Origin of the sequence: Microbispora sitophila, from assembly GCF_014892245.1 — a bacterium.
Taxonomy (GTDB): Bacteria; Actinomycetota; Actinomycetes; order Streptosporangiales; family Streptosporangiaceae; genus Microbispora; species Microbispora siamensis.
The window spans coordinates 626,808-647,652 of record NZ_JADBGC010000001.1 but is presented as its reverse complement, the minus strand read 5'-3'; the positions used below and the strand labels follow the sequence as shown (position 1 = coordinate 647,652).

General features: G+C 71.5%; 21 protein-coding genes. 6 read left to right on the top strand and 15 right to left on the bottom strand.

The annotated features are described in order from the left end of the window. Positions 1–104 precede the first annotated feature (104 nt). The 4 genes from IL992_RS02980 to IL992_RS02965 form a co-directional block, all read right to left on the bottom strand. On the bottom strand, positions 105–1,175 hold the full coding sequence (locus IL992_RS02980; RefSeq protein WP_193201716.1) for a hypothetical protein: 1,071 nt from the start codon (positions 1,173–1,175) through the stop codon (positions 105–107). Between the two features lie 40 nt (positions 1,176–1,215). Further along, positions 1,216–1,608, bottom strand: a complete 393-nt coding sequence (locus IL992_RS02975) for a cellulose binding domain-containing protein (protein WP_193201715.1) — start codon at positions 1,606–1,608, stop codon at positions 1,216–1,218. A 352-nt stretch (positions 1,609–1,960) separates the two neighbouring features. Beyond that, positions 1,961–4,081, bottom strand: a complete 2,121-nt coding sequence (locus tag IL992_RS02970) for an acetate--CoA ligase family protein (RefSeq protein ID WP_226872096.1) — start codon at positions 4,079–4,081, stop codon at positions 1,961–1,963. Continuing rightward, the gene (locus tag IL992_RS02965; protein WP_193201714.1) at positions 4,078–5,247 is read right to left on the bottom strand and encodes an acyl-CoA dehydrogenase family protein; all 1,170 of its coding nucleotides are present in this window, start codon (positions 5,245–5,247) and stop codon (positions 4,078–4,080) included. Before IL992_RS02965 ends, IL992_RS02970 begins: the two co-directional genes overlap by 4 nt. Positions 5,248–5,405: 158 nt before the next feature. On the opposite strand from IL992_RS02965, the gene IL992_RS02960 reads away from it, so the two are divergent. Beyond that, positions 5,406–6,089: a TetR/AcrR family transcriptional regulator gene (locus IL992_RS02960; protein ID WP_193201713.1), complete on the top strand. Its 684-nt coding sequence runs from the start codon at positions 5,406–5,408 to the stop codon at positions 6,087–6,089. A 45-nt stretch (positions 6,090–6,134) separates the two neighbouring features. On the opposite strand, the gene IL992_RS02955 is transcribed toward IL992_RS02960, so the two are convergent. Both IL992_RS02955 and IL992_RS02950 read right to left on the bottom strand, forming a co-directional pair. Next, positions 6,135–6,980 (bottom strand): MaoC family dehydratase, encoded by an 846-nt coding sequence (locus IL992_RS02955; RefSeq protein WP_193201712.1) that lies wholly within the window; start codon positions 6,978–6,980, stop codon positions 6,135–6,137. A 1-nt stretch (position 6,981) separates the two neighbouring features. Next, positions 6,982–7,905, bottom strand: coding sequence for an SDR family oxidoreductase (locus IL992_RS02950; RefSeq protein ID WP_193201711.1), 924 nt, complete (start codon positions 7,903–7,905; stop codon positions 6,982–6,984). Between the two features lie 118 nt (positions 7,906–8,023). On the opposite strand from IL992_RS02950, the gene IL992_RS02945 reads away from it, so the two are divergent. Next, the gene (locus tag IL992_RS02945; protein ID WP_319018292.1) at positions 8,024–9,487 is read left to right on the top strand and encodes an MFS transporter; all 1,464 of its coding nucleotides are present in this window, start codon (positions 8,024–8,026) and stop codon (positions 9,485–9,487) included. Here IL992_RS02945 and IL992_RS02940 read toward each other — a convergent pair. The 3 genes from IL992_RS02940 to IL992_RS02930 are packed head-to-tail and all read right to left on the bottom strand — an operon-like array spanning position 9,480 to position 11,613. After that, positions 9,480–10,487, bottom strand: a complete 1,008-nt coding sequence (locus IL992_RS02940) for a pirin family protein (protein ID WP_319018291.1) — start codon at positions 10,485–10,487, stop codon at positions 9,480–9,482. The two genes, IL992_RS02945 and IL992_RS02940, sit on opposite strands and share 8 nt — an antisense overlap. Continuing rightward, positions 10,484–10,819 (bottom strand): GNAT family N-acetyltransferase, encoded by a 336-nt coding sequence (locus tag IL992_RS02935; protein ID WP_193201709.1) that lies wholly within the window; start codon positions 10,817–10,819, stop codon positions 10,484–10,486. Before IL992_RS02935 ends, IL992_RS02940 begins: the two co-directional genes overlap by 4 nt. A gap of 23 nt (positions 10,820–10,842) precedes the next feature. Beyond that, a complete protein-coding gene (locus IL992_RS02930) occupies positions 10,843–11,613 on the bottom strand; it encodes a pirin family protein (protein WP_193201708.1) in 771 nt (256 codons plus the stop codon). A gap of 96 nt (positions 11,614–11,709) precedes the next feature. On the opposite strand from IL992_RS02930, the gene IL992_RS02925 reads away from it, so the two are divergent. After that, complete coding sequence (locus tag IL992_RS02925) at positions 11,710–12,162, top strand: MarR family winged helix-turn-helix transcriptional regulator (RefSeq protein ID WP_193201707.1); 453 nt, start codon at positions 11,710–11,712, stop codon at positions 12,160–12,162. A gap of 157 nt (positions 12,163–12,319) precedes the next feature. Here the strand turns inward: IL992_RS02925 and IL992_RS02920 are convergent, their stop codons facing one another. The 5 genes from IL992_RS02920 to IL992_RS02900 all read right to left on the bottom strand — a co-directional run bounded on the left by IL992_RS02920 (position 12,320) and on the right by IL992_RS02900 (position 16,674). Beyond that, positions 12,320–12,925, bottom strand: coding sequence for a CBS domain-containing protein (locus IL992_RS02920; protein ID WP_193201706.1), 606 nt, complete (start codon positions 12,923–12,925; stop codon positions 12,320–12,322). A gap of 12 nt (positions 12,926–12,937) precedes the next feature. Then, complete coding sequence (locus IL992_RS02915; RefSeq protein WP_193201705.1) at positions 12,938–14,062, bottom strand: CapA family protein; 1,125 nt, start codon at positions 14,060–14,062, stop codon at positions 12,938–12,940. Between the two features lies 1 nt (position 14,063). Continuing rightward, the gene (locus tag IL992_RS02910; RefSeq protein ID WP_193201704.1) at positions 14,064–14,777 is read right to left on the bottom strand and encodes an HhH-GDP family DNA glycosylase; all 714 of its coding nucleotides are present in this window, start codon (positions 14,775–14,777) and stop codon (positions 14,064–14,066) included. A gap of 38 nt (positions 14,778–14,815) precedes the next feature. Further along, positions 14,816–15,763 (bottom strand): ribose-phosphate diphosphokinase, encoded by a 948-nt coding sequence (locus tag IL992_RS02905; RefSeq protein ID WP_193201703.1) that lies wholly within the window; start codon positions 15,761–15,763, stop codon positions 14,816–14,818. Positions 15,764–15,861: 98 nt separating this feature from the next. Continuing rightward, the gene (locus tag IL992_RS02900) at positions 15,862–16,674 is read right to left on the bottom strand and encodes a methyltransferase domain-containing protein (RefSeq protein ID WP_193201702.1); all 813 of its coding nucleotides are present in this window, start codon (positions 16,672–16,674) and stop codon (positions 15,862–15,864) included. Positions 16,675–17,000: 326 nt separating this feature from the next. Here IL992_RS02900 and IL992_RS02895 point away from each other — a divergent pair, with 326 nt between their 5' ends. Then, positions 17,001–17,528, top strand: a complete 528-nt coding sequence (locus IL992_RS02895) for a MarR family winged helix-turn-helix transcriptional regulator (protein WP_193201701.1) — start codon at positions 17,001–17,003, stop codon at positions 17,526–17,528. Positions 17,529–18,829: 1,301 nt separating this feature from the next. On the opposite strand, the gene IL992_RS02885 is transcribed toward IL992_RS02895, so the two are convergent. After that, entirely contained in the window at positions 18,830–19,231 is a 402-nt protein-coding gene (locus tag IL992_RS02885) for a MerR family transcriptional regulator (protein ID WP_193201699.1), read from the bottom strand. A gap of 27 nt (positions 19,232–19,258) precedes the next feature. Between IL992_RS02885 and IL992_RS02880 the strand changes: the two genes are divergently transcribed. Both IL992_RS02880 and IL992_RS02875 read left to right on the top strand, forming a co-directional pair. Further along, positions 19,259–19,969 (top strand): MBL fold metallo-hydrolase, encoded by a 711-nt coding sequence (locus IL992_RS02880; RefSeq protein ID WP_193201698.1) that lies wholly within the window; start codon positions 19,259–19,261, stop codon positions 19,967–19,969. 34 nt (positions 19,970–20,003) lie between these two features. After that, the gene (locus IL992_RS02875) at positions 20,004–20,693 is read left to right on the top strand and encodes a siderophore-interacting protein (RefSeq protein WP_319018289.1); all 690 of its coding nucleotides are present in this window, start codon (positions 20,004–20,006) and stop codon (positions 20,691–20,693) included. Positions 20,694–20,845: the final 152 nt, after the last annotated feature.

The window sequence follows — 20,845 nt, the reverse complement described above, 5'->3', positions numbered from 1 at the left end:
AGGACATTTCACCGCCCCGCCTCCATCACTGGGGCCCCCGGCAACGTACGGATCTTCGACAAGGACGCGAACGCCTGGCAGTGGAACGGCCGGCGCCGTTCCGGTCAAGTGGCCGACGTATAGGTGACGAAGGTGCGCTGCTTCGTGAACGCGGTGCCGTTGAAACAGGCCACCTTGTTGACGTCCACGATCGCTCCGCTGACCGACCAGAGCCCGCCGAGCTGGCAGTATTCGGGGCCGGGACCGAAAGCCGTGACCTGGACGTCGTCCGGCAGGACCCCGACGCCCGGGAACCTCACCCAGCGGAACGGAAGAGCGTCCTGCACCGTGTTCGGCCCGCTACTGGAGTTGTAGCTCCACGCGGACGACGGCGGGTACGGCCCGGGTGTGGTCGGGGACTCGTCCATCGTGTACGCGAAGTACTTCGGCGGCTTCGCTCCCCCGGTGATGGCTCGCTGCCGGGTGTAGCTCAGGGTCCAGCCGGTCTTGAGAGGCTTGCTGGTGGCGTCGAAGCACCGCACCTCGACCACCTGCCCGGCCGCGCTCGGAGTCCAGTTGCCGACCTTGCACCGCGCGGGCTGCGCCGGGTCGACCGCCGTCACCTGGAGATTCCCGGTTGGCGTCGTGGGCAGCCCGGGCAGGGTGACCGTCCAGACCCCCACGGGCCCCGCCGCGACGCTGTTCACTCCCGCGGTCGAGTTGTACGAGGAGGCCACCGACGCGCCGTCGTAGTAGAGGTAGGCGACGGCCTCCGGCGGGGAGAGAGTGCCGCTGCTCTGCTCGTACACGATGGTGAACGGCACGAACACCGGGGCGCCGCCGTACTTGTAACACCGCACCTGCACCGACAGCCCCGGAGCGCCGGGACCCCATTTGGCGACCTGGCACCACTCGGGCTTGGGCGAGACGGCCGTGACGTGCACCACTCCGTCCGTGAGCGGGATCGTGGGGAACGTGACCTCGACCAGGTTCGGCAGCGTCCATGCGCTCGTGATGACGCCCGCGGGCGAGAGGCCCTGATGCGCGGCCGGTGGAGGCCCCGCGAGCGCGTCGACGTAGGCGAACCCCCACACGTTCGGGACGGCCGCCCGAGCGCCCGTGGCCGCCGGGACGAGCCCGGCCACCATCATGAGCGCCGCACAGTACCGGTGAATCGTCTTTCTGATCCGATGCATCTCGTCACCCGTTCGCCGTGGACGCCGAACCGCGCTGCCATCAGTAAGGCCCGTAGGTCACCGCGCAGGGGACGCCGTTGAGCGTGAAGCCGGTGGGGTGGTCGTCGGCCCCGTTGGCGTTGAAGCCGATATTGAAGCTCGTGCCAGGAGAGATGCTCGTGTACCAGCTACTGGCGGCCTGGACGCTCGGCGGGGTCTCGGAGAAGGTCGCGTTCCATCCTTGCATGATCGTCTGGCTTCCGGGGAAGACGAACTGCAGGATCCAGGGGCTGAACACCCGGGTCCCGGTGTTGGCGATCGTCACTCTGGCGGTGAAACCGGTGGTCCACCCGACGCTGGCGTAGGTCACCGCGCAGGCGTACCCGGCCGGCACGTCCGCGGGCGCCGCCTGGGCGGGAGTCGCGAACAGCGCGGCCAGGAGAATCCCGGCCATACCGATTCCCGATGAAGCCAGCGGAAGACGCATGGATCCCCCTTCGGAGTGGCGTTCGATGAAACCGATTTCAACGTGATCGTGAGCCACCCGGCATGCGCTGTCAAACAATTCCTCGGAGCATATTTCGCGATTACCCGGCCCTGTCGCGTGTCCATGCGCCACTTCAGGCAATCCGAGCTGGGAGTTTCACCGTCGGCCACATACCGGTCACTCAATAGAGGCCGGCGAAGCGACCCTGCCCGGCGTCGCGAATTGCGCTTTTCAGACGCGCCAGAATATGCCCGGATATGTTTGTCATCCGTCCGCGCGCGACGGCGGCGGGCGCCGGGCACGGACGGACGACCGGGCTTCACCCCCGCCAGGTGACGAGGGCGTCGAGCGCCTCCACGTGGGAGCCGCGGACGAGCAGGGGGTTGATCTCCAGCGACTCCAGGTCGTCGCCGAGGCTCTCGGCGAAGGCGGCGACGCGGGCCACGACCTCGGCGACCGCGTCGAGGTCGGCGGGCTCGGTGCCGCGTGCGCCCCGCAGCAGCGCGGTGCCGCGCAGCTCGTCCAGCGCCCGCCGCACCTCGGCCGCGTCCACCGGCAGGACGCGCAGCGCCGTGTCGCGCAGCGCCTCCACCCAGATCCCGCCCAGGCCGACGGCCAGGGTGAGCCCCCACGCCGGATCCCGTACGACGCCCACCAGCAGCTCCACGCCGCCGCCGCGCTGCGGCTGGACGAGCGCACCCACCCGGCCTGTGCCCGGGACCGCCGCGGCGGCGGCCACGACCTCGCGGTAGGCCCGCTCGACGTCCCGCGCGTCGGACAGCCCCAGCCGGACCCCGCCGACGTCGCTCTTGTGGCCGAGCCCCTCGGCGGCGACCTTGAGGACGACCGGGTAGCCGAACCCGACGGCCGCCGCGACCGCCGACTCCTCGTCGTACACCAGCTCGCCGGGCACGACCGGGATCCCGGCGGACGACAGCAGGGCGGCGGCCCGGTGCTCGGCCCACACGCCGGTCCCCGCCTCGATCGCCGGGGCGCTCGCCACGGCCTTCGCCGGGACGGCTGCGTCCGCCGCCTCGACGGCCGCTCGGTACGCCCGGGACCACCGGACCGCGGCGCCGATGGCGTGCATGCCGTGCTCGATGCCACCCGCGACGTACGGGAAACCCGCCTCCCGCTGGACGTCGCGGCCGAACTCGGTGACGTCGGTCAGCACGTTGCTCACGACGACGACCGGCATCGGGGCCTCGGCGATGCGCTTGGCGCTCGCGGAGAACATGGCGTACACGGGCGCGGGGTCGGGCGGCGCGACGCGCGGGAGGTCCGACAGCAGCATGACCGCGTCCACACCGGGGTCGGCGGTGACGGCCTCCAGCGCGCGGCCGAGCAGCGTACGGTCGATGAGCACATAGCCGGTGACGTCGAGGGGGTTCTGCACGGTCCCGAAGACGGGCACGATCTCCCGCAGCCGGGCGACGGTGTCCGGGGCGAACGCCGGCAGCTCCAGCCCCTCGTCCTCGGCCCGGTCGGCGATGATCTCCGACGCGCCGCCCGAGGGCGTGACGACGCCGATCCGCGGGCCCGGCAGCGGGCCCACCTCGGCCAGCAGGCCCGCGGTGATGATGAGGTCCTCAAGTGACCGCACCCGCACCACCCCGAGCTGCCGGAACGCCGCGTCGATCACGTTGTCGTCGCCGACGAGCGCGCCGGTGTGGGCCTGGGCGGTGCGGGAGGCGAGCCGGCTGCGCCCGATCTTCAGCGCGACGATCGGCTTGCCCGCGAGCAGCGCCCGCCGCGCCGCCCGGGAGAACGCGGCCGGGTCGCGGACCGACTCGAGGAACAGCGCGATGGCCTTGGTCGCCGGGTCGTCCACCAGGTAGTCGATGACGTCGGTGACGGTGACGAGCGACTCGTTGCCCATCGAGGTGAGCAGGCTGATCCCGACGTTGCGAGCCTGGGCGAAGCCGAGCACCGAGCTGGCCAGCGCGCCGCTCTGCAGCACCACGCCGACCGACCCGCGCAGCAGCGGGGACGGGATCGGCAGGCCGTACGGCGTGACGTCCGCGGCGGCGTTGATGAAGCCGTTGCCGTTGGGGCCGAGCACGGTGAGGTCGTTCTCGCGGGCGAAGTCGACGATCTCCGTCTCCAGGGCGGCGCCCTCCGGGCCGGTCTCGCCGAAGCCCGCGGTGAGGATCACGTAGTGACGGATGCCGAGCTTGGCTCCCTCGCGCAGCACGGGCAGCACGGCCGTGGTCGGCACCATCACGTACGCGAGGTCGACCTGGCCGGGGATGTCGGACAGGCTGCGGTGGGCCTGCTCGCCGTGCACCACGCCGCCGCGCGGGTTGACCAGGTGGACGGGCCCTCGGAAGCCGTGCGTACGGAGGTTGGTCAGCGTGCTGATCGACCAGCCGGACTTGTCCGTCGCCCCGACCAGGGCGATCGACCGGGGGTTGAACAGCTCTCCTACCGCCATCCTCATTCCCCGATCGTGCCGAGGCGGGCGTGGCCCTTGAGCAGGTTGCGGGCGATCGTCCGGCGCTGGATCTCGTCGGTGCCCTCGAAGATCCGCAACAGGCGCAGCTCGCGATACCACCGCTCGATGGGCAGTTCCTTGGTGTAGCCCATGCCTCCGTGGATCTGCAGCACGCGGTCGACGACCTGGTTGGCCATGACCGCGCCGTTCAGCTTGGCGATCGAGGAGGCGTGGCGGGCGTCCATGCCCTGCTGCACGCGCCAGGCGGCGTGCAGCGTGAGCCACTTCGCCGCCTCGATCTCCACCTGCGAGTCGGCGATCATCCACTGGATCGCCTGGTATTCGGCGATCGGCTTGCCCATCGACACGCGGATCTTGGCGTAGTCGATCGCCATCTGCAGCATGCGCTCGGCCGAGCCGACCGCCCGTGCGGGGATCATGTAGCGGCCCTGGCCGATCCACTGCATCGCCAGCTCGAAGCCCCTGCCGAGCTCGCCGAGGATGTTCTCCTCCGGCACCCTGACGTCCTCGAACACCAGCGAGGCCGGGCCCCACTGCCCCATCGTCGGGATCGGCTCGGACTTCCAGCCCATGTCGCGGTCGGCCAGGAAGCAGGTGACGCCGCCGTTCGCGCCCTTGTCGGGGTCGGTCACGGCGAACACCATCACGAAGTCGGCCTCGTTGCCGCCGGTGATGAAGGTCTTCTCGCCGTTGATGACCCAGTCTCCGCCGTCCTTGACGGCACGCGTACGGATGTTGCGGGCGTCGGAGCCCGCGCCCGGCTCGGTGATGGCGAAGCAGGAGCGGCGTTCGCCCTCGATGGTGGGGATGAGGTAGCGCCGCTTCTGCTCCTCGGTGCCGGCGTAGAGGATGTTGTCGGCCGACCCGCCGAAGCTGAACGGGACGAACGTCCGGCCCATCTCCATGGCGATGATCGCGGACATGACCGGGCCCAGGGCGGCCCCGCCGTACTCCTCGGGGGTGTTGATGCCCCAGAAGCCCATCTTCTTCGCCTTGAGCCGCAGGTCGCTCAGGACCTCGGGATCGAGCCCGGGGCCGCCGGCGCGCTCGCTGCGCAGCACCTCGGGTTCGAGCGGCATGATCTCCCGCTCCACGAACGCGCGGATGGTGTCACGGATCTGCAGTTCCTCTGGGCTCAGGGAGAAGTCCATCGACGCGACTCTTTTCTAGAATTGCTCTCTAGGAATCGGCTCCAGCCTGGTTCCCCGCCGAAGAGGTGTCAAGAGGTCTGGAATCACTTTCTAGAATTTGACCGGCTACGATGGCGTCGTACCTGGAAACGCGCCGTCCCTGGAAACAAGGAGCCCAGATGGCACGCAAGCCTGGCGGCAGGAGCGGCTCGTGGGAGTGGAGCCGCACCGCCCAGACGCGTAAGAGCATGCTTCAGGCCGCGCGCGAGGTCTTCTCCGAGCACGGCTTCGCCGACGCCAACGTCGCGGACGTCGTCGAGCGCGCGGGCTCCAGCGTCGGCAGCCTCTACCACCACTTCGGCGGCAAGACCGAGCTGTTCCTCGCACTGTGGGAGGAGCACCAGGCCGCCCACGAGGAGGCCGCCGCGTCCAGCGTCGCCGCGGCGAAGCAGGCGGGTGTGAAGGACCCCGTCGAGCTGTTCATCGCGGGGGCCAGGGCGTTCCTCGAAGGGTCCTGGCAGCGGCGCGACCTGGCGCGGCTGTTCATGGACGGCGACGGCCCGCCGGGGTTCGAGCTGATGCGGCGCACCCGCGGCCGGGAGTGGGTGCGGCAGAACGCCGTCCTGCTCGGCGCGGCGAACACGCCGACCGACCGCCTCACGGTCTCGGTCCTCACCAGCGTGATCGGCGAGGCCGGCCGCGAGGTCGCGACGAGCGAGACCGAGGAGGAGGCCAAGGAGGTCGTCGATGCGGCGATCGCGCTCATCCGCCGCTTCGGCGACCCCCTGGCCACCCACGACGACGCCGCCGCCACCACTGAAGCCACAGGTGCGGTGGACGACGCCGGGGCCGCGCTGAGCTGACTCCCGCGCTGACCCCGGCGACTCCCCGCGCGCCGCGTCTCCAGGTCAGGCGGGACGGAAGGCGGCCCTGCCCCGGTCGATCACCACGGTGCCGTCCTCCTTCGCCGTACGGAACAGGGCCGTCGCGCCGTCGCCGGACGTCCAGATCGACACGGTCAGCGTCTCGCCCGGGAAGACCGGCTTGCTGAACCGTCCCGACATGGCCGCGAAGCGGGCCGGGTCGGACCCCGCCACCGCGTGCAGCAGCGCCCGCCCGGTGATCCCGTACGTGCACAGCCCATGCAGGATCGGCCGGGGGAAGCCGGCGCGGGCGGCGAAGGCGGGGTCGGAGTGCAGCGGGTTGCGGTCGCCGGACAGGCGATACAGCAGCGCCTGGTCCGGGCGGGTCTCGTAGGTCACCGTGTGGTCCGGCGGTCTGCTCGGCTCGGCCCACTCGTCGCGGGGGCCGCGCTCGCCGCCGAAGCCGCCCTCGCCCCGGATGAACACCGAACTGCGGCTCGTGATCAGCAACTCGCCGCTCTCGGCGTCGGCCGCCCTGGCCTCGCTCGTCACCAGCGCTCCCGAACCCTTGTCGTAGACGCCGGTCACCGTCGAGGTCGTCCGTACGCGTCCGGCGGGCGGCAGCTCGCGGTGCAGTTCGAAGGCCTGCTCGGCGTGCACGAGCATGGCCGGGTCGAAGTCGCCGAGCCGCCGTCCTGTCGGGGCCTGGGCGGCCAGGACCGCGAACGTCGGCAGCACCCGCTGGGGGATCCCCGCCGAGTTCTCGGTGGTGAAGGCGAGCTCCTCGGTGCCCGCTCCGACGCCCAGCGCGTACAGCAGGGTGTCGGCGGACGTCCACGACCGCTCGTACGGCGCGCTCTCCACCCCGATCAGACCGTGGTCGAGCGGCATGTCACTCCTCTCCGTTCGGGATGCGCCCGCTGGTGAGGGCGTTCGGCGCGGCCTTGTCCACCAGGGCGGGGATCACCTCGCCCAGCTCGGCCGGATCCCACCGGGCGTCCTTGTCCACGCCCGGCCCGGCGTGCCAGCCCTCCGCGACGCTGATGTGCCCGCCGCGCACGTTGAAGACGCGGCCCGTGATCCCCCGTGACTGGGCGCTCGCCAGCCAGACCACCAGCGGCGCGATGTTGTCCGGCGCCGCCGGATCGAAGCCGCCCTCGACGGGCCGCCTCCCGCCCGGGATGAGGTTCTCGGTCATCCGGGTGAGCGCGGCGGGCGCGACGGCGTTGACCGTCACGCCGTACCGCGCCAGCTCCTTGGCCGCGATGATCGTCAGCGACGCGATCCCGGCCTTTGCCGCGCCGTAGTTGCCCTGGCCGGCGTTGCCGTAGATGCCGGACGACGACGTCGTGTTGATCACCCGGGCGTCCGGCGCCTCGCCCGCCTTCGCCTTGGACCGCCAGTAGGCGGCGGCGTGCCGCAGCGGGGCGAAGGTGCCGCGCAGGTGCACCCGGATGACCGCGTCCCACTCGTCGGCGGTCATGTTGACGAGCATCCGGTCGCGCAGGATGCCCGCGTTGTTGACCAGGACGTGCAGGTCGCCGAAGGTCTCCACGGCCCGCTCGACCATGCGCCGCGCGCCGTCGAAGTCGGAGACGTCCTCGCCGTCGACCACGGCCTCGCCGCCCATGGCCCTGATCTCCTCGACCACCTCGCCCGCGGCGCCGGTGGACGACCCGGTGCCGTCGACCTCGGCGCCCAGGTCGTTGACGACGACCTTGGCGCCCTGACGCGCGAACTCCAGCGCGTGTCCCCGTCCGATGCCCCGCGCGGCACCGGTGACGATCACGACACGGCCTTCCACGATTCCGCCCATGCGCAGCTCCCTTGACTCGACCTTGACCCAGCCTCGCTTGAACGGGATTCTAGTAATGGAATCTAGAATTCGGTAGGGAGGAGCCGGTCATGATCCAGCTCGCCGTACGATGACGGCCGTGCCGCAGACCATTGCGGCGGACCCCGGCGAGCGGGAGCGGCTGCGCCGCGCCTGGCGGACGCTGTCGGTCGTGAGCATGGCCAGCGTCCTGACCGCGCTCGGCGGCAGCGCGCTCAACGTGGCGCTCCCCCAGGTGGTACGGCAGACGCACGCGAGCGCGGACGCCGCGAGCTGGATCCTGCTCGCCTTCCAGCTCACCACGACCGTGCTCATGGTCGTGTTTGGCCGGCTCGCCGACCTGTTCGGGCGGCGGGCGATGTACCTCGGCGGCCTGGCCACCTACACCGTCGCCAGCCTGCTGGCCGGGCTCGCCCCGGACGCGTGGGTCATCGTGGCGCTGCGGGTGGTGCAGGCGGCGGGCGGGGCCATGCTGCTGACCAACAGCGCCGCCCTGGTGACCGACGCCTTCCCCAAGTCGCGGCTCGGCGAGGGGATGGGCGTCTACACCGCGTCGTTCTCCATCGCCCAGCTCGCCGGTCCTGCGCTCGGCGGCCTGTTCACCGAGCACCTGGGCTGGCGCTGGGTGTTCTGGTACAACGTGCCCCTCGGCATCGCGTGCCTGGTCTGGGGCGCGGTGGCCCTCCGTCCCGGACCGCCGCAGGGCCGCGACCGCGGGCTCGACCTGCCCGGCAACGCGCTCGTGCTCGCCTGCCTCGGCGGCCTGCTGCTCGCGCTGTCGGAGGTGACCAGGCTCGGCTGGGGGCATCCGATGGTGGTGTCCGGGCTCGTCGTGTTCGCGGTGACGCTGCCGCTGTTCGTCGTGCGGGAGCTGCGGGCCCGTCATCCGGTGGTGGACATCCGGATGTTCCGCGATCTCACGTTCGCCCTCGGGACGCTGGCGTCGTTCCTCAACTCGACCGCCCGGGTCGGGGTGGTGCTCCTCGTGTCGCTGTTCTTCCAGGCCGTACGCGGGGAGGACCCGGTGCGCGCGGCGGTGAAGGTGCTGCCGCTCTCGATCGCGGCGATGGCGGCGTCGGTCGCCTCGGGCTTCCTGCTGCGCCGCCTCGGCCCGCGCACGGTGGCGGTCGCCGCGACCTCGCTGACGACGGCGGGCCTGGCCGTCCTGCTGTGGCTGATCTCCCCGGACGTCTCGCTCGAGGCGCTCACGGCCGCCCTCGTGCTGATCGGCGTCGGCTCGGGCATGTTCCTGCCCTCCAACACCACCGCGATCCTGGACGGGGTGCCGTCGCAGCGGCTGGGGATCGTCAACGCCATGCGCCTGATGCTGCAGAACACCGGGGTGGTGGTCGGCACCGCGCTGGTCCTGTCGATCATCACGGTGCCGTTGCCTGCCGGGCTGCACGACGCCGTCTTCGCCGGGACGCTGTCCCACGTCTCACCCGCGGCGGTCGAGCGGCTCGTGACCGGCTACCGCTGGGCGCTGGCCTGCATGACCGCCGTCTCCGCGCTCGCCGTGTTCACCTGCTTCACCCGGAGACGCGCGGGCTCGCCCGTCAGCTGAGGACGCGGCCGTGCCGGTCGCGGGCCTTCAGCCGCACGGTGGGCATCTCGGGGGCCGGGAGCGGCCGCTCCCCACCCGGGACGACGCCGAAGCGGTCACCCCGCATCCACTCGTCGCGTGCCCGCGCGATCTCCTCGTGCGAACGGCCGACGAAGTTCCACCACATCACCAGGGGCTCCTCGAACGGCGTGCCGCCCAGCACGAACAGCCGGGCCGGACCGGCCGCCTCCATCGGCACCTCCGTACGGCCCTGGCCGAGATAGAGCAGCGAGCCCGGCGCCAGCGCGACCCCGGCCACGTCGGCCGCGCCCGACATGACCAGCACCGCCGTCTCGTACGCGGGATCGACCGGCAGCCGGTGCCGCCGGTGCTGTCCAAGTGGACCGGCGAAGAGCACCTCGGCCCCGAGCAGCGGGGTGTGCGCGCGGGCGGGCGAGCGCAGCGGCCCGGCCTCGCCCACCACGACGGTCACCGTGACGTCCCCGTCGCGCAGCACGGGCAGCGCGGCGTGGTGCTCGAACCGCGCCTCGCCGTGCCGGGCCTCCTCCGGCAGCGCGACCCACAACTGCAGCCCGTGCATGCCCGGCGGGTGCTCCGGAGGCGACTGCTCCGAGTGGGCGATGCCGTGGGCGGCGGTCATCAGGTTGAGCTGCCCGGGCACGATCGACTGGACGTTGCCGAGGCTGTCGCGGTGCGCGATCTCGCCCTCGGCCAGCCACGTGACCGTCTGCAGGCCGGTGTGCGGATGCGGCGGCACCTGCATGCCCGGCCGGCCGCTCACGTCGTCGGGCCCGAAGTGGTCGACGAAGCACCACGCTCCGACCATCCGGCGGGGGCGCTGCGGGAGCAGCCGGCGCACGGTCGTGTAGCGGCCGAGCGGCACGTCGTGGCCGGGCAGCAGCACGCTCTCCGCGGTCGTGCCGTCGGCGCCCGTGTAGCCGGACAGACTCGTGCAGCCGTACACCGCCGGCTCTCCCTGGTTGAGGGGCCCGCCGGTCACTCGGCCGTCTTTCCGCCGTCGAGGGAGAACCTGGCCCGCTGATCGGTGGGCACCAGGTCGAGGTAGTCGGGGTGCCGCTCGATGTACCGCTTCACGAACGGGCAGAACGGCAGGACCGACAGCCCGGCGTCCCGGGCGGCGTCGAGGGCCGCCCGGACAAGCGTCGAGCCGAGGCCCCGGCCTTCGAAGGCCGGGTCGATCTCGGTGTGGGTGAAGGAGATCCTCGGCCCGTTGAGCCGATAGTCGGCGAAGCCGGCGAGGGCGCCGTCCACGGTGATCTCGAAGCGGCTCGCCTCCGGGTTGTCGGCGACCTGCGGTTCTGTCTTGTCCATCGGGATTCCTTCCAGGATCGTCGTCAGGCGGCGATCGTCGCGTGCATCTCCCACACGAGGACCTCGGCGGCCTCCGTCGCGGTGACCTTCTGCCCGCCGGTGGCGGTGAAGCGTACGGCGTCGCCGGTCTCCAGAGTGCCCGCACCTTCCAGGGTGACGGTCCCCCGGGGTACGAACAGGTGCAGGAACGGCGCCTCGGGCAGCTCCACACTCTGGCCCGGCTGAAGCCGGGCGGCGTACAACGCGGCGTACCGGTTCTTGATGCGGATGGCGGCCTCGCCGGCGTGCTTGTCCATGCCGCTGGCGACCGGCACCAGACCGCCGGCCAGCAGGTCGTTCTCGATCTCCAGCTGCTCGTAGCCGGGGGTGATGCCCGGCTCGTCGGGGACCACCCACATCTGGACGAAGTGCACGGGCTTGTCGTGCGTGTCGCCGCCGGTGAGCCGCCAGGAGTCGTTCTTCTCCGAGTGCAGGATGCCGGTGCCGGCGCTCATGCGCTGGGCCAGGCCCGGGTAGATGACGCCGGAGTGGCCCTCGGAGTCCTGGTGGACCAGGGAGCCCTGGAGCACCCAGGTGACGATTTCCATGTCGCGGTGCGGGTGGGTCTCGAAGCCGGTGCCCGGGTGGACGACGTCGTCGTTGTTGACCAGCAGCAGCCCGTGGTGGGTGTTGTCGGGGTCGTAGTGGCCGCCGAACGAGAACGAGTGCTTGGAATCCAGCCAGGAGATGCGGGTGGCGAAACGCTCGGCCGCCCGGCGGACGTCCACACGAGGGGTCAGCCTGGTCGTGGTCATGAGTGCCCTTTCCTCGTCGCCATGTAGATGATGCGTCATCTACTGGTGCCCCTCAACATACATGACGAGTCATTCATTCCGGCTAGCCTGGGGACCATGAACAGCCCTCGGTGGCTCGACGCGGACGAGCAGCGCGCCTGGCGAGCGTACCTGCGCATGCAGGGCCGCCTGACGGCCCGGCTCAACCGGCAACTGCAGGCGGACTCGGGTCTGTCCCTGGCGGACTACGAGGTCCTCGTGCAGCTCACCGACAGGGAGGAAGGGCGGCTGCGGCCGTACGAGCTGCAGCGCGACCTCCAGTGGGAGCAGAGCCGGCTGTCCCACCACCTGACCCGGATGCAGCGCCGGGGGCTCGTCACGCGGGAGGAGTGCGCGGACGACGGCCGCGGCGCGTACGTCGTGATCAGCGAGGAGGGCCGCCGGGCCATCACCGCCGCGGCCCCCGGGCACGTGGAGACCGTGCGCCGCCTGTTCTTCGACGGTCTCACCCGCGAACAGGTCACCGCGCTCGAACGGCTCGCCGCGGACGTGCTCGAACGGCTCGATTAGGGAGCGTCCCGTGATCTTTTGCCGTAGCGAGGATCGGCCAGATGGATGCATCGCAAGGCCGAGGAGGAGCCCATAGCGGAGCTATGGGCGACGACGAGAACGCAGCGAGGCGCCATCTGGACGACCGCGGTAGGCGAGAAAGATCACGGGACGCGACCTAGCTCACGAGTCCCTCGGGGAAGACGACGTCGGACACTCCGGGGACGGTCCTGGCGACAAGCTCTGCGATGCGGGCCGACCGCTCGTCGCCGGTGCCGTACAGTTCGACGACGCCGTCCCGCACGGCCGCGCCGAACGACGCCGTGTCGGCGCAGTCGCGCAGCGCCGCGAGCACGTCCTCGCGGATCCGCTCGTCCCCCTGGGCCAGCAGGCCCATCAGGTCGCGGCGGCTGACGATCCCCACGAGTTCGTCGTCGTGCAGGACCGGGACGCTCTTCACCCCCGTCGTGATCATCAGTTCGACCAGGTCCATGGTGTCGGCACCGTCCCCGACGGTGGCGACGCGCGGCGTCATGACCTCCTCGACGAGCGCGGGCGGCCTGCCGGTCGGCAGGGCCTCGGGCCGCAGGAAGGCCCGGGGGTTGGCCCCGAACTCGCCGCGCAGCAGGTCCATCTCGCTGACGATGCCGATCATCCGCCCGGCCGCGTCGACCACCGGCGCGGCCGTGATGTCCTGCTCGTACAGCAGGCGGACGGCCTGCTTGATCGTCGCCGTGCGCCGGACCGTCACCACGGGCGTCGTCATGATCTCACGGACCAGCATCGTGACCACCTCCTACGCGGCCGGTGCGAGGGCGAGCGTGCCGCCTGGCGCCGGTGCGACCCGTGCGCCGAACTCCCGGCTGATGCGGTCGAGCGTCGCCCGCAGCCACTCGCGGTCCTCGCCGCAGGCGTGCCGCAGCCGCATGCGTACGGCCCGCATCGGCGCCATCCGCAGCTCCAGCAGCCGCCCCGACGCCGCCTCGGCCGTCGCGAAGAACAGCAGCCGCAGGTCGTCGCGGTACTCCTCGTAACCGGCGATTCCCTCGTAGTCGTCGATGAAGTCCCCGCAGCCGTAGAGGATCAGCCGGTCCCGGTACACCTCGACCGGACGGGGATGGTGGGAGGAGTGGCCGTGGACGAGATCGACACCGCCCTCGACCAGCGCGTGTGCGAACTCGACCTGGTCGTCCTCGACCTCGTAGCCCCAGTTGGACCCCCAATGGATGGAGACGACCGCGAGGTCCCCCGGCCGCTTGGCCTGCCGCACGCGGTGCACCGTCTCCGCCGCGGCGTCGCGGGACGGCTCGGGCAGGAAGGCCACCCCGGGCCGGTCGCGGACCGCCGCCCACTCGCCGGGGACGCCGCTGGACGGCATCGCGACCGCGAACACCAGGACCCGCCCGCCGCCCGGAAGAGCCACCACCGCGGGCCGCCGCGACTCGGCCTCGTCCCATCCCGCGCCCGCCTGGTCGAGTCCCGTCCCCGCCAGCGCGTCCAGCGTCTCCGTGAGCCCGCGTACGCCGAAGTCGAGCACGTGGTTGTTGGCCAGCACGCACACGTCGGGCCGGGCCACGGCCAGGGCGGGGAGGTTGGCCGGGTTCATCCGGTAGTGCACTTGCTTGCCCGGCGCGAAGTCGCGGCTGCGGGTGACGCTCGTCTCCAGGTTCAGCACGCGTACGTCGGGGGCGGCCTCGTCCAGCACCTCCAGGGCGTCGCCCCAGGGCCAGGAGTAGCCGACCGGCCGCGGGATCGGGCCGTTCGCCTCCTCCGCCAGCTCGACGTACGCGCGGGCGTCCCGGACGCACGACTCCTCAAGCGCCGGATCGCCGGGATGCGGAAGGATCTGGTCGACCCCACGGCCCAGCATGACGTCGCCGCACAGGAACAGCGTCACCGGATCCCCCGCCGCCGACCGCATCTCACCCCTCCTCGGTCAGCACCGCACAACGGGCGCCGCCCCGGCAGTGGGGGAAGTCCTTGTGGTGGGCCAGCCACAGGCGGACGAGGGCGGTTTCGAGGTCGCGCACGTCCAGCCCCGCCTCGCCGGCGATCTCCCGCAGCCGATCGAGAGGGTGGTGTCCCGCGCCGAGCAGCCCGGCGTGCCGTCCGGCCTCCACCGCCCGGTCGTCCGGCGGCGGGTCCACCCCGGGCCAGACGCCGCGCAGCTCGCGCAGGAACAGCGCGACCGTCACCGGGCCCCAGCCGGGCAGCGCGTCGAGCGCGGCGCGGGTCTCGTCCAGGCCACCCCGGCGCAGGCCGCCCACCTCACCGCCCACCGCCTCGGCCAGGCGGAGCAGCCGCGTCGCCGTCCGATAGTCGTAACGGGCATAGCCGCCGCGGTCGAGGATCTCGACCAGTTCCTCCCAGGTGCGGCCCTCGACGTCGGAGAGGCCTCGCACCCCCGCCTCGGCCATCGCCCGGTAGGTCCGTACGGCGATCGCGGCGGAGATCCGGGCGCCGAACAGCGTCGCCGCGAGCAGCCACCGCTCGATCTCGCGGTCCCCCCGGTCGACGTCGATGCCCATCTCACGGGAGAACCGGCCGCCCAGGGCCTCGACGAGACGGCACGCGCGGTCCGGCAGGCGGGTCAGGTCCCTGTCCGCCGCCGTACGGCTCCGCGTCCTGGGCGTCACACCTCCATCCTTCCCCCTGGGCGGCTCCGCCACCTGTCTCAGGTGCCGGCCAGCAGGTCGTCCATGCCCTCGTCCCGGTGGAGGCGGCCGATCGCGTCGGCCAGCAGCGGGGCGACCGGGCACACCTCCAGCGACGGCAGGGCCGCCTCGTCCTGCGGCAGGGTGTCGGTGACGACCAGGCTCCCGATCAGGCCCCGGATCTCCGTACGGCGCAGCCGCTCCCGAGCGTCCCCGGCGAACAGGCCGTGTGTCGCGGCGACGGCGAACGGCGGCGCCGCCCCCTGGGCGAGCAGGGCCTCGACGGCCGCCTCGATCGTCGCGCCCGTGCTGATCATGTCGTCCACGACCAGCGCGGCTCGGCCGGCCACGTCGCCGAAGACCTGCTCGGCCCGCACATCCGCCCCGGTCAGCCGCGTCTTGCGGACCAGCGCGACGGGCCGTTCCAGCAGGCGGGCGTAGTGCCGGGCGAGCGTGACCGCGCCGAGGTCGGGCGCGACCACCACCGCCTCCTCCGGCACGGCGCGCCCGGCGGCGCGGGCGAGGGCGGGCACGGCCGTCAGCGTCTCCACGGGCATCGGGCACACCGCCTCCAGCGCGGCCGTGTGCGGATCGACCGCGATCAGGCGCTCGACCCCGGCCGAGGCGAGCGCGGCCACCACCACCCGCAGCCCGATCGCCTCCCCCTCGCGGCGGCGCCGGTCCTGCCGGGCGTACCCCACGTACGGCACGACCGCCGTGAGCCGGGCGGCGCCGCCCCGCCGGCAGGCGTCGGCGAGCAGCAGCGCCTCCATGACGTGCTCGTTGACGGGCGGCCCGGTGGGCTGGATCAGGTAGACGTCCGCACCCCGGACACCGGTGACAACCGGTCGCGACTCGCCGTCCGGGAACCGCTCGACCACCGGAACGGACGGCTCCTGGTCCAGCGCGGCCACGACGGCGGCGGCGAGCGGGCGGTTGGCCGTCCCGGCCACGATCCGCAGCGTCATCGCCGTTCCCCCCTCGAATGCCCCACTGGCACCGTCCCCCGTAGGCACCGAAAGCAAGCGTGGCGGGGGTCCGGGGGTCGTCCCCCGGTGTACACAGGTCAGGTCACGCGGCAGAGGATCTCGCCGTGCAGGACGCTGAACCAGGCGTCCTCGCTCGCGGCCCACTCCCGCCAGCCGTCGGCGATCCGCCGCAGGTCGTCCCGCGTGGCGTGACCGGCCTCGACCACGCGGTCCGCGTAGGAGGACTGGACCGTACGGTCGGCCCACAGTCCGCCCCACCAATCCCGCTCCTCCGGGGTGGCGTAGCACCAGGTGGACGACGACGAGGTGACGTCGGTGAACCCGGCCTCCCGCGCCCAGGCGCGCAGGCAGCGCCCGGCGTCGGGCTCGCCGCCGTTGGCGCGGGCCACCCGCCGGTAGAGGTCCAGCCAGTCGTCCAGGGCGGGGACCTGCGGATACCACACGAAGCCGGCGTAGTCGGAGTCGCGCACCGCGACGATCCCGCCCGGCTTGGTCACGCGCCGCATCTCGCGCAACGCGCCCACCGGGTCGCCGACGTGCTGGAGCACCTGGTGGGCGTGCACCACGCAGAAGGAGGCGTCGGGGTAGTCGAGCGCGTGCACGTCACCGGTCGCGAAGCTCACGTTGCCCAGGCCGCGCCCCTCCGCCTCGCGGCGCGCCTGCTCCAGGATGCCGGGCCCGGTGTCGAGGCCGATCACCTCGCCCTGCGGCACCAGTTCGGCCAGGTCGGCGGTGATCGTGCCCGGACCGCAGCCGACGTCCAGGATCCGCATGTGCGGCTTCAGCGCGCCCAGCAGGTACGCCGCGGAGTTGGCGGCCGTACGCCAGCGGTGGGAGCGCAGGACGGACTCGTGAAAGCCGTGGGTGTACACGGCCGTTTCTTGTGCCATGTGGACACTCTTCCAATCGTCTCGTCATTTGAGCAATTGCGTTTCACTATTTGAGATATACGGACTCGACGCAAGCGGCGCAGCGGGCCAGGGGCGACTTCGACAATGGGCACGCGATCGCACACTCGGCGATCGACGAATGGTGGCCGCCGTCCAGGGCCGCGAACAGGACTGCCGCGAGCTCGCCGAGCGAACGATCACGCACGCCACGGCCCATCCGGTGGCGACGGTCGCCGGCTGGGCCGAATGGGCGCTCGGCCCGCTTGAACTCGGCCAAGGCCGCTTCGAGGCCGCGCTGGACCGCTTCGACACCGCCGCCCCGCACGATGCTCGTCGGGCAGACCCACACCGGCCGGGCCGGGTCGCCGCAGGACATCGCCGAGAGCGTGCACTGGCTCGCCTCGCCCGGCGGCGGGCACGTCACCGCGCAGATCATCCAGGTGAACGGCGGGGCCGAGCGTGGCCGTCTCCTCGCGACCCTGGGCGTGGACGTCGCGACCCTGGATCTGCTGTCCACGCTGCGGCGCTCCGGCCCGCCCTACCGGATGAGCCCGGGCGAGCCGGCCGAGGCGTGCATGGTGACGCGCGGCGCGATCACCCAGCGCGTGGAGCGGGCGGCCAGGGCCGGGCTGGTCGAACGGACCACCGCCGGGTCGGGCTACCACGCGCGCGCGGTCGCCCTCACCGACGCGGGCAACGCCCTGCTCGACCATGTCGTCGCCGACCTGCTCGTGGCCGAGGACCGCCTCGTCGGCCATCTCTCGCCCGAACGCCGCGAGCAGCTCGCCGGCCTGCTGCGCGGACTGCTCGCCGGACTCGGCGGCCCGAGCCTGACCGGGCAGGTCGGCGACTGAACCCCTCAAGGTCCGCGACTGGTGGAGCGGAGTCTGTTCCGATTTCCAGCTCAGTCGGCTGAGCTGTGCGTGGCCCAGAAGCGGCAGTGATGTCGTACTGCGACATTTCCGTTGCTTCCGATCGGGGCCAGGATGTGGACGTGGTTCGCGCTCTTGCTGGTCAGCGGTTTCCAGCGAGGCAGGCCCCCGCCGTTCGGGTTGCCCGTGGCGGCGAAGCGGGTCCAGTAGCCGATCTGTCGGCCAGCCGGCGCTGCCCGGATGAGGCTGGGGTTTCTGTGGCGGCGCCCGGTCCGTCGAAAAGGTAGGGCAGTTCCCCGCCATGGTAGGCGCCCAGGGGGAAGGCGCGGGGTACGGGGAAACCGGCTGGTCTGGGGGCGTCGCTGTCGGCGAACTCGTACTGATAGACGGGAGTCTTGCGGGCGAGCAGGCGGTTGCCCGCGAGGGGTCGGGCATGTCCAGGCGCGGTCGGTGGCGATGGCCGCCCATGCCAGGGATGGCAAGCCGTAGGAGCTGACCGGGTACCTTGCCGACACCCGCTCCGCGTCTCGGCCGAAGGCTTTGCGCAGGAACCGCGATAGGTCTCCTGGTTCAGCGGCCGGCCCGCACCGTCGAAGTACATGGCCACGAAATACCTGGCCTCGTGTGCGGTGCCGCCGACCATGAGCGGCACCGGATGGAAGCGTCCCTCAGCCACCGCCCGGCCCGGCTCCCATGGCAGTGTGTCCGTTCCATAGGATGGCGCCCAGATGGCGGGAACCTTCTGCTGTACGGCGAGCAGATCTGAGGTGGACACCCCGCAGCGCATACAGGTACTCGATGCGGGCCTTCTTGGCCGCGTAGTCCGGATCGCGGGAGCCCTTCCAGGTCTTCACGGCTTGATGTGGGCGGTGCTCATGCCCTGGGCCGACAGCGGCACCATCTGCGCCCGTCGCCAGGTCACCACCGATCCCGTGCCGCGCCGTACGATGCGCAGCAGCCGGTTCCCCTCGTCGTCATCGACCTCGCGTACGCGAACCCGCTCGGCTACGAGCCGAGTGTGAGACGATCACGCCGATCGTGGTGGGGCCTTGATCGTGTCATCAAAAAAGCGGGGCAAACCAAGCTGATGCGGCACGTAGGACAGGTTCTGGCCTGTGGCACTGCACCTTGGGGCCTGGACGGTTGGGGGCGGAGTCGTTCAGGTCTTCCTGCCGGCGAGAGGAAGACAACGTCCGGAATTTCTTGCGGTCGCGGCTCCGTCGTTGATGGCCTCTGGGGGCATCGAAAGGGTCGCGGTCGCCAGAGTTGCTGGTTGGACAGGCTCAGGAGGAAGGAGGAATCCGTGACGCAATCTGGTCGCGAGCATGCCGGCACTCGGCGAAGCTATGCGGGCAGGCAAGCGCATGCTCGATCAGCTCCTTGGCCGCCTGTGCCTGTGAGATGCGCTGCTCAAGCTCTTCGATGTGGCTGCGCAGTAGGTCCCGGTGGTCCATCGGGCTGGGAGTGGACAACAGTGCACGCAGCTCTCCTAGCGTGAAACCGGCCTCCTTGCCCATCAGGATCAACGCCACACGCTCCAGATCCGCCGACCCGTATGTGCGCTGACCATCAGCACGCCGCGCGGGCTCCAGCAGACCCATGCTCTCCCAGTGCCGCAGCACGTGCGTGGCCAAGCCGAACCGTCGTGCCAGCTCGCCGATGGCCAGCCCCTCGCTTGACTTCATGTGTACATTAACCGGCACGCTGACGGCATGATCAAGTCATCGATCGCGGTCACCCGCGTGGTCAACTCCTGCGTGCTGCTGGAGCTGGACGGCCGCGCTGTCCTCACCGATCCGTGGTTCACCGAACGCTGGTGGCTGCGCCGGGGAGAGCCTCTGGGCCTGGGGATCTGCGACCTGCCCCCGCTCGCTGCCATCGTTGTCACCAACCTGGCCACCAACCACTGGGACCTACGCGGGTTGCGCGCCCTGCCGGCCAAGGACACCACGCCCTTGTACGTGCCAACCGCCGGCATGGCGCGCCGCGCCCAGGCACTCGGCTTCCTGCGGGCAGAGCGCCTGAGCTGGGGACAGACCCGTGACGTCGTGGCCGGTGTCTCCATGCAGGTGGTGCCCGCGGGACGGACCTTGGTGTGGCCCAACAACGCCTATGCGTTCGACACCGCAGGTGGCCGGGTGTTCTTCGGCGGTGAGATCGCCGAGGTCGCGCTCCTGGAGCGGTACCGAGCCGAGCAGCCACCGGTAGACCTCGTTCTGCTGCCGGTCAACGGGTTGCGCCCGCTGTTCGGCCCGCGCCTGGTGATGGGTCCGGCGCAGGCGGTTGCCGGGTCGTCCATACTCGGCGCGCGGGTGCTGGTCCCGGTGCACGACGCCCACGGGCACGACCCGCTCTCGCGGCTGTTCGCACCGACGGCACCGCCTCGGACGCGGTGCGGCTGGCCGGCCCGGACCTGCTCGTGACGGACTTGCCGACCGGCGAACGATGGGAGTTGCCGTGCTGAACGTGTTCCGCCGCGGGACTGTGACGCAGATCGAACCGATCGCCGAGCGCATGCGTCGCATCCGCATCTCAGGGCCGCAACTGCGGGAGCTTGGCTGGGTGCCCGGCACGCACATCCGTCTGCGCGTCGGCGATCCTCGGCAGCCTCGCTCGTGGCTGCGGGGATTCCTGCGCACCTACTCAATCTGGGATTACTCGCCACACGGCCGTCTCGACGTGTGCGTGCTCGACCACCCCGCCGCCGGGCCGGGAGCGTTGTGGTCACGCCGGGTGCGTATCGGCGACACCGCCGCCTTCTTGGGCCCCGAGGGCAGGCTCCTGCTGCGCGGAGACGCCCCTTACCACCTGTTCGCCGGTGACGAGACCGCGGCCGTCGCGTTCGGCGCGATGCTGCGCGCGCTGCCGGCATCGGCCGCGGTCCATGGCGTGATCTTGGCCAGCGGGCCGGGCGATCGACTCCCTCTTGCTCAAAATGATCGGCTGACCTGGATCTACCGGCCGGACGAACTGCTGGCCGCGGTTCGGTCGCTGGATCTGCCCGGCCAGCCGGGCGTTGCCTACCTCGCCGGCGAGGCACGCACTTGCCAGGCTGTGCGGGCTCACCTGGTGGGCGAGCGTGGATGGTCGCGCAGGGACGTGGTGGTGAAGCCGTTCTGGGCGCCTGGACGGCGAGGCATGGACTAACGCCCACCCCGCGCTATCGAACCGAACCGACGGAGGCTCAACCCCCACTTTCTCGGCCTTGGCGTGGCCGCTATAGCCGTGAGCCTAACGTGCCGCTGAGTCTGCCGGGCGCGGGCAGCGCCTCTGCCAGGATGAGACCTTCAAGGGCATCC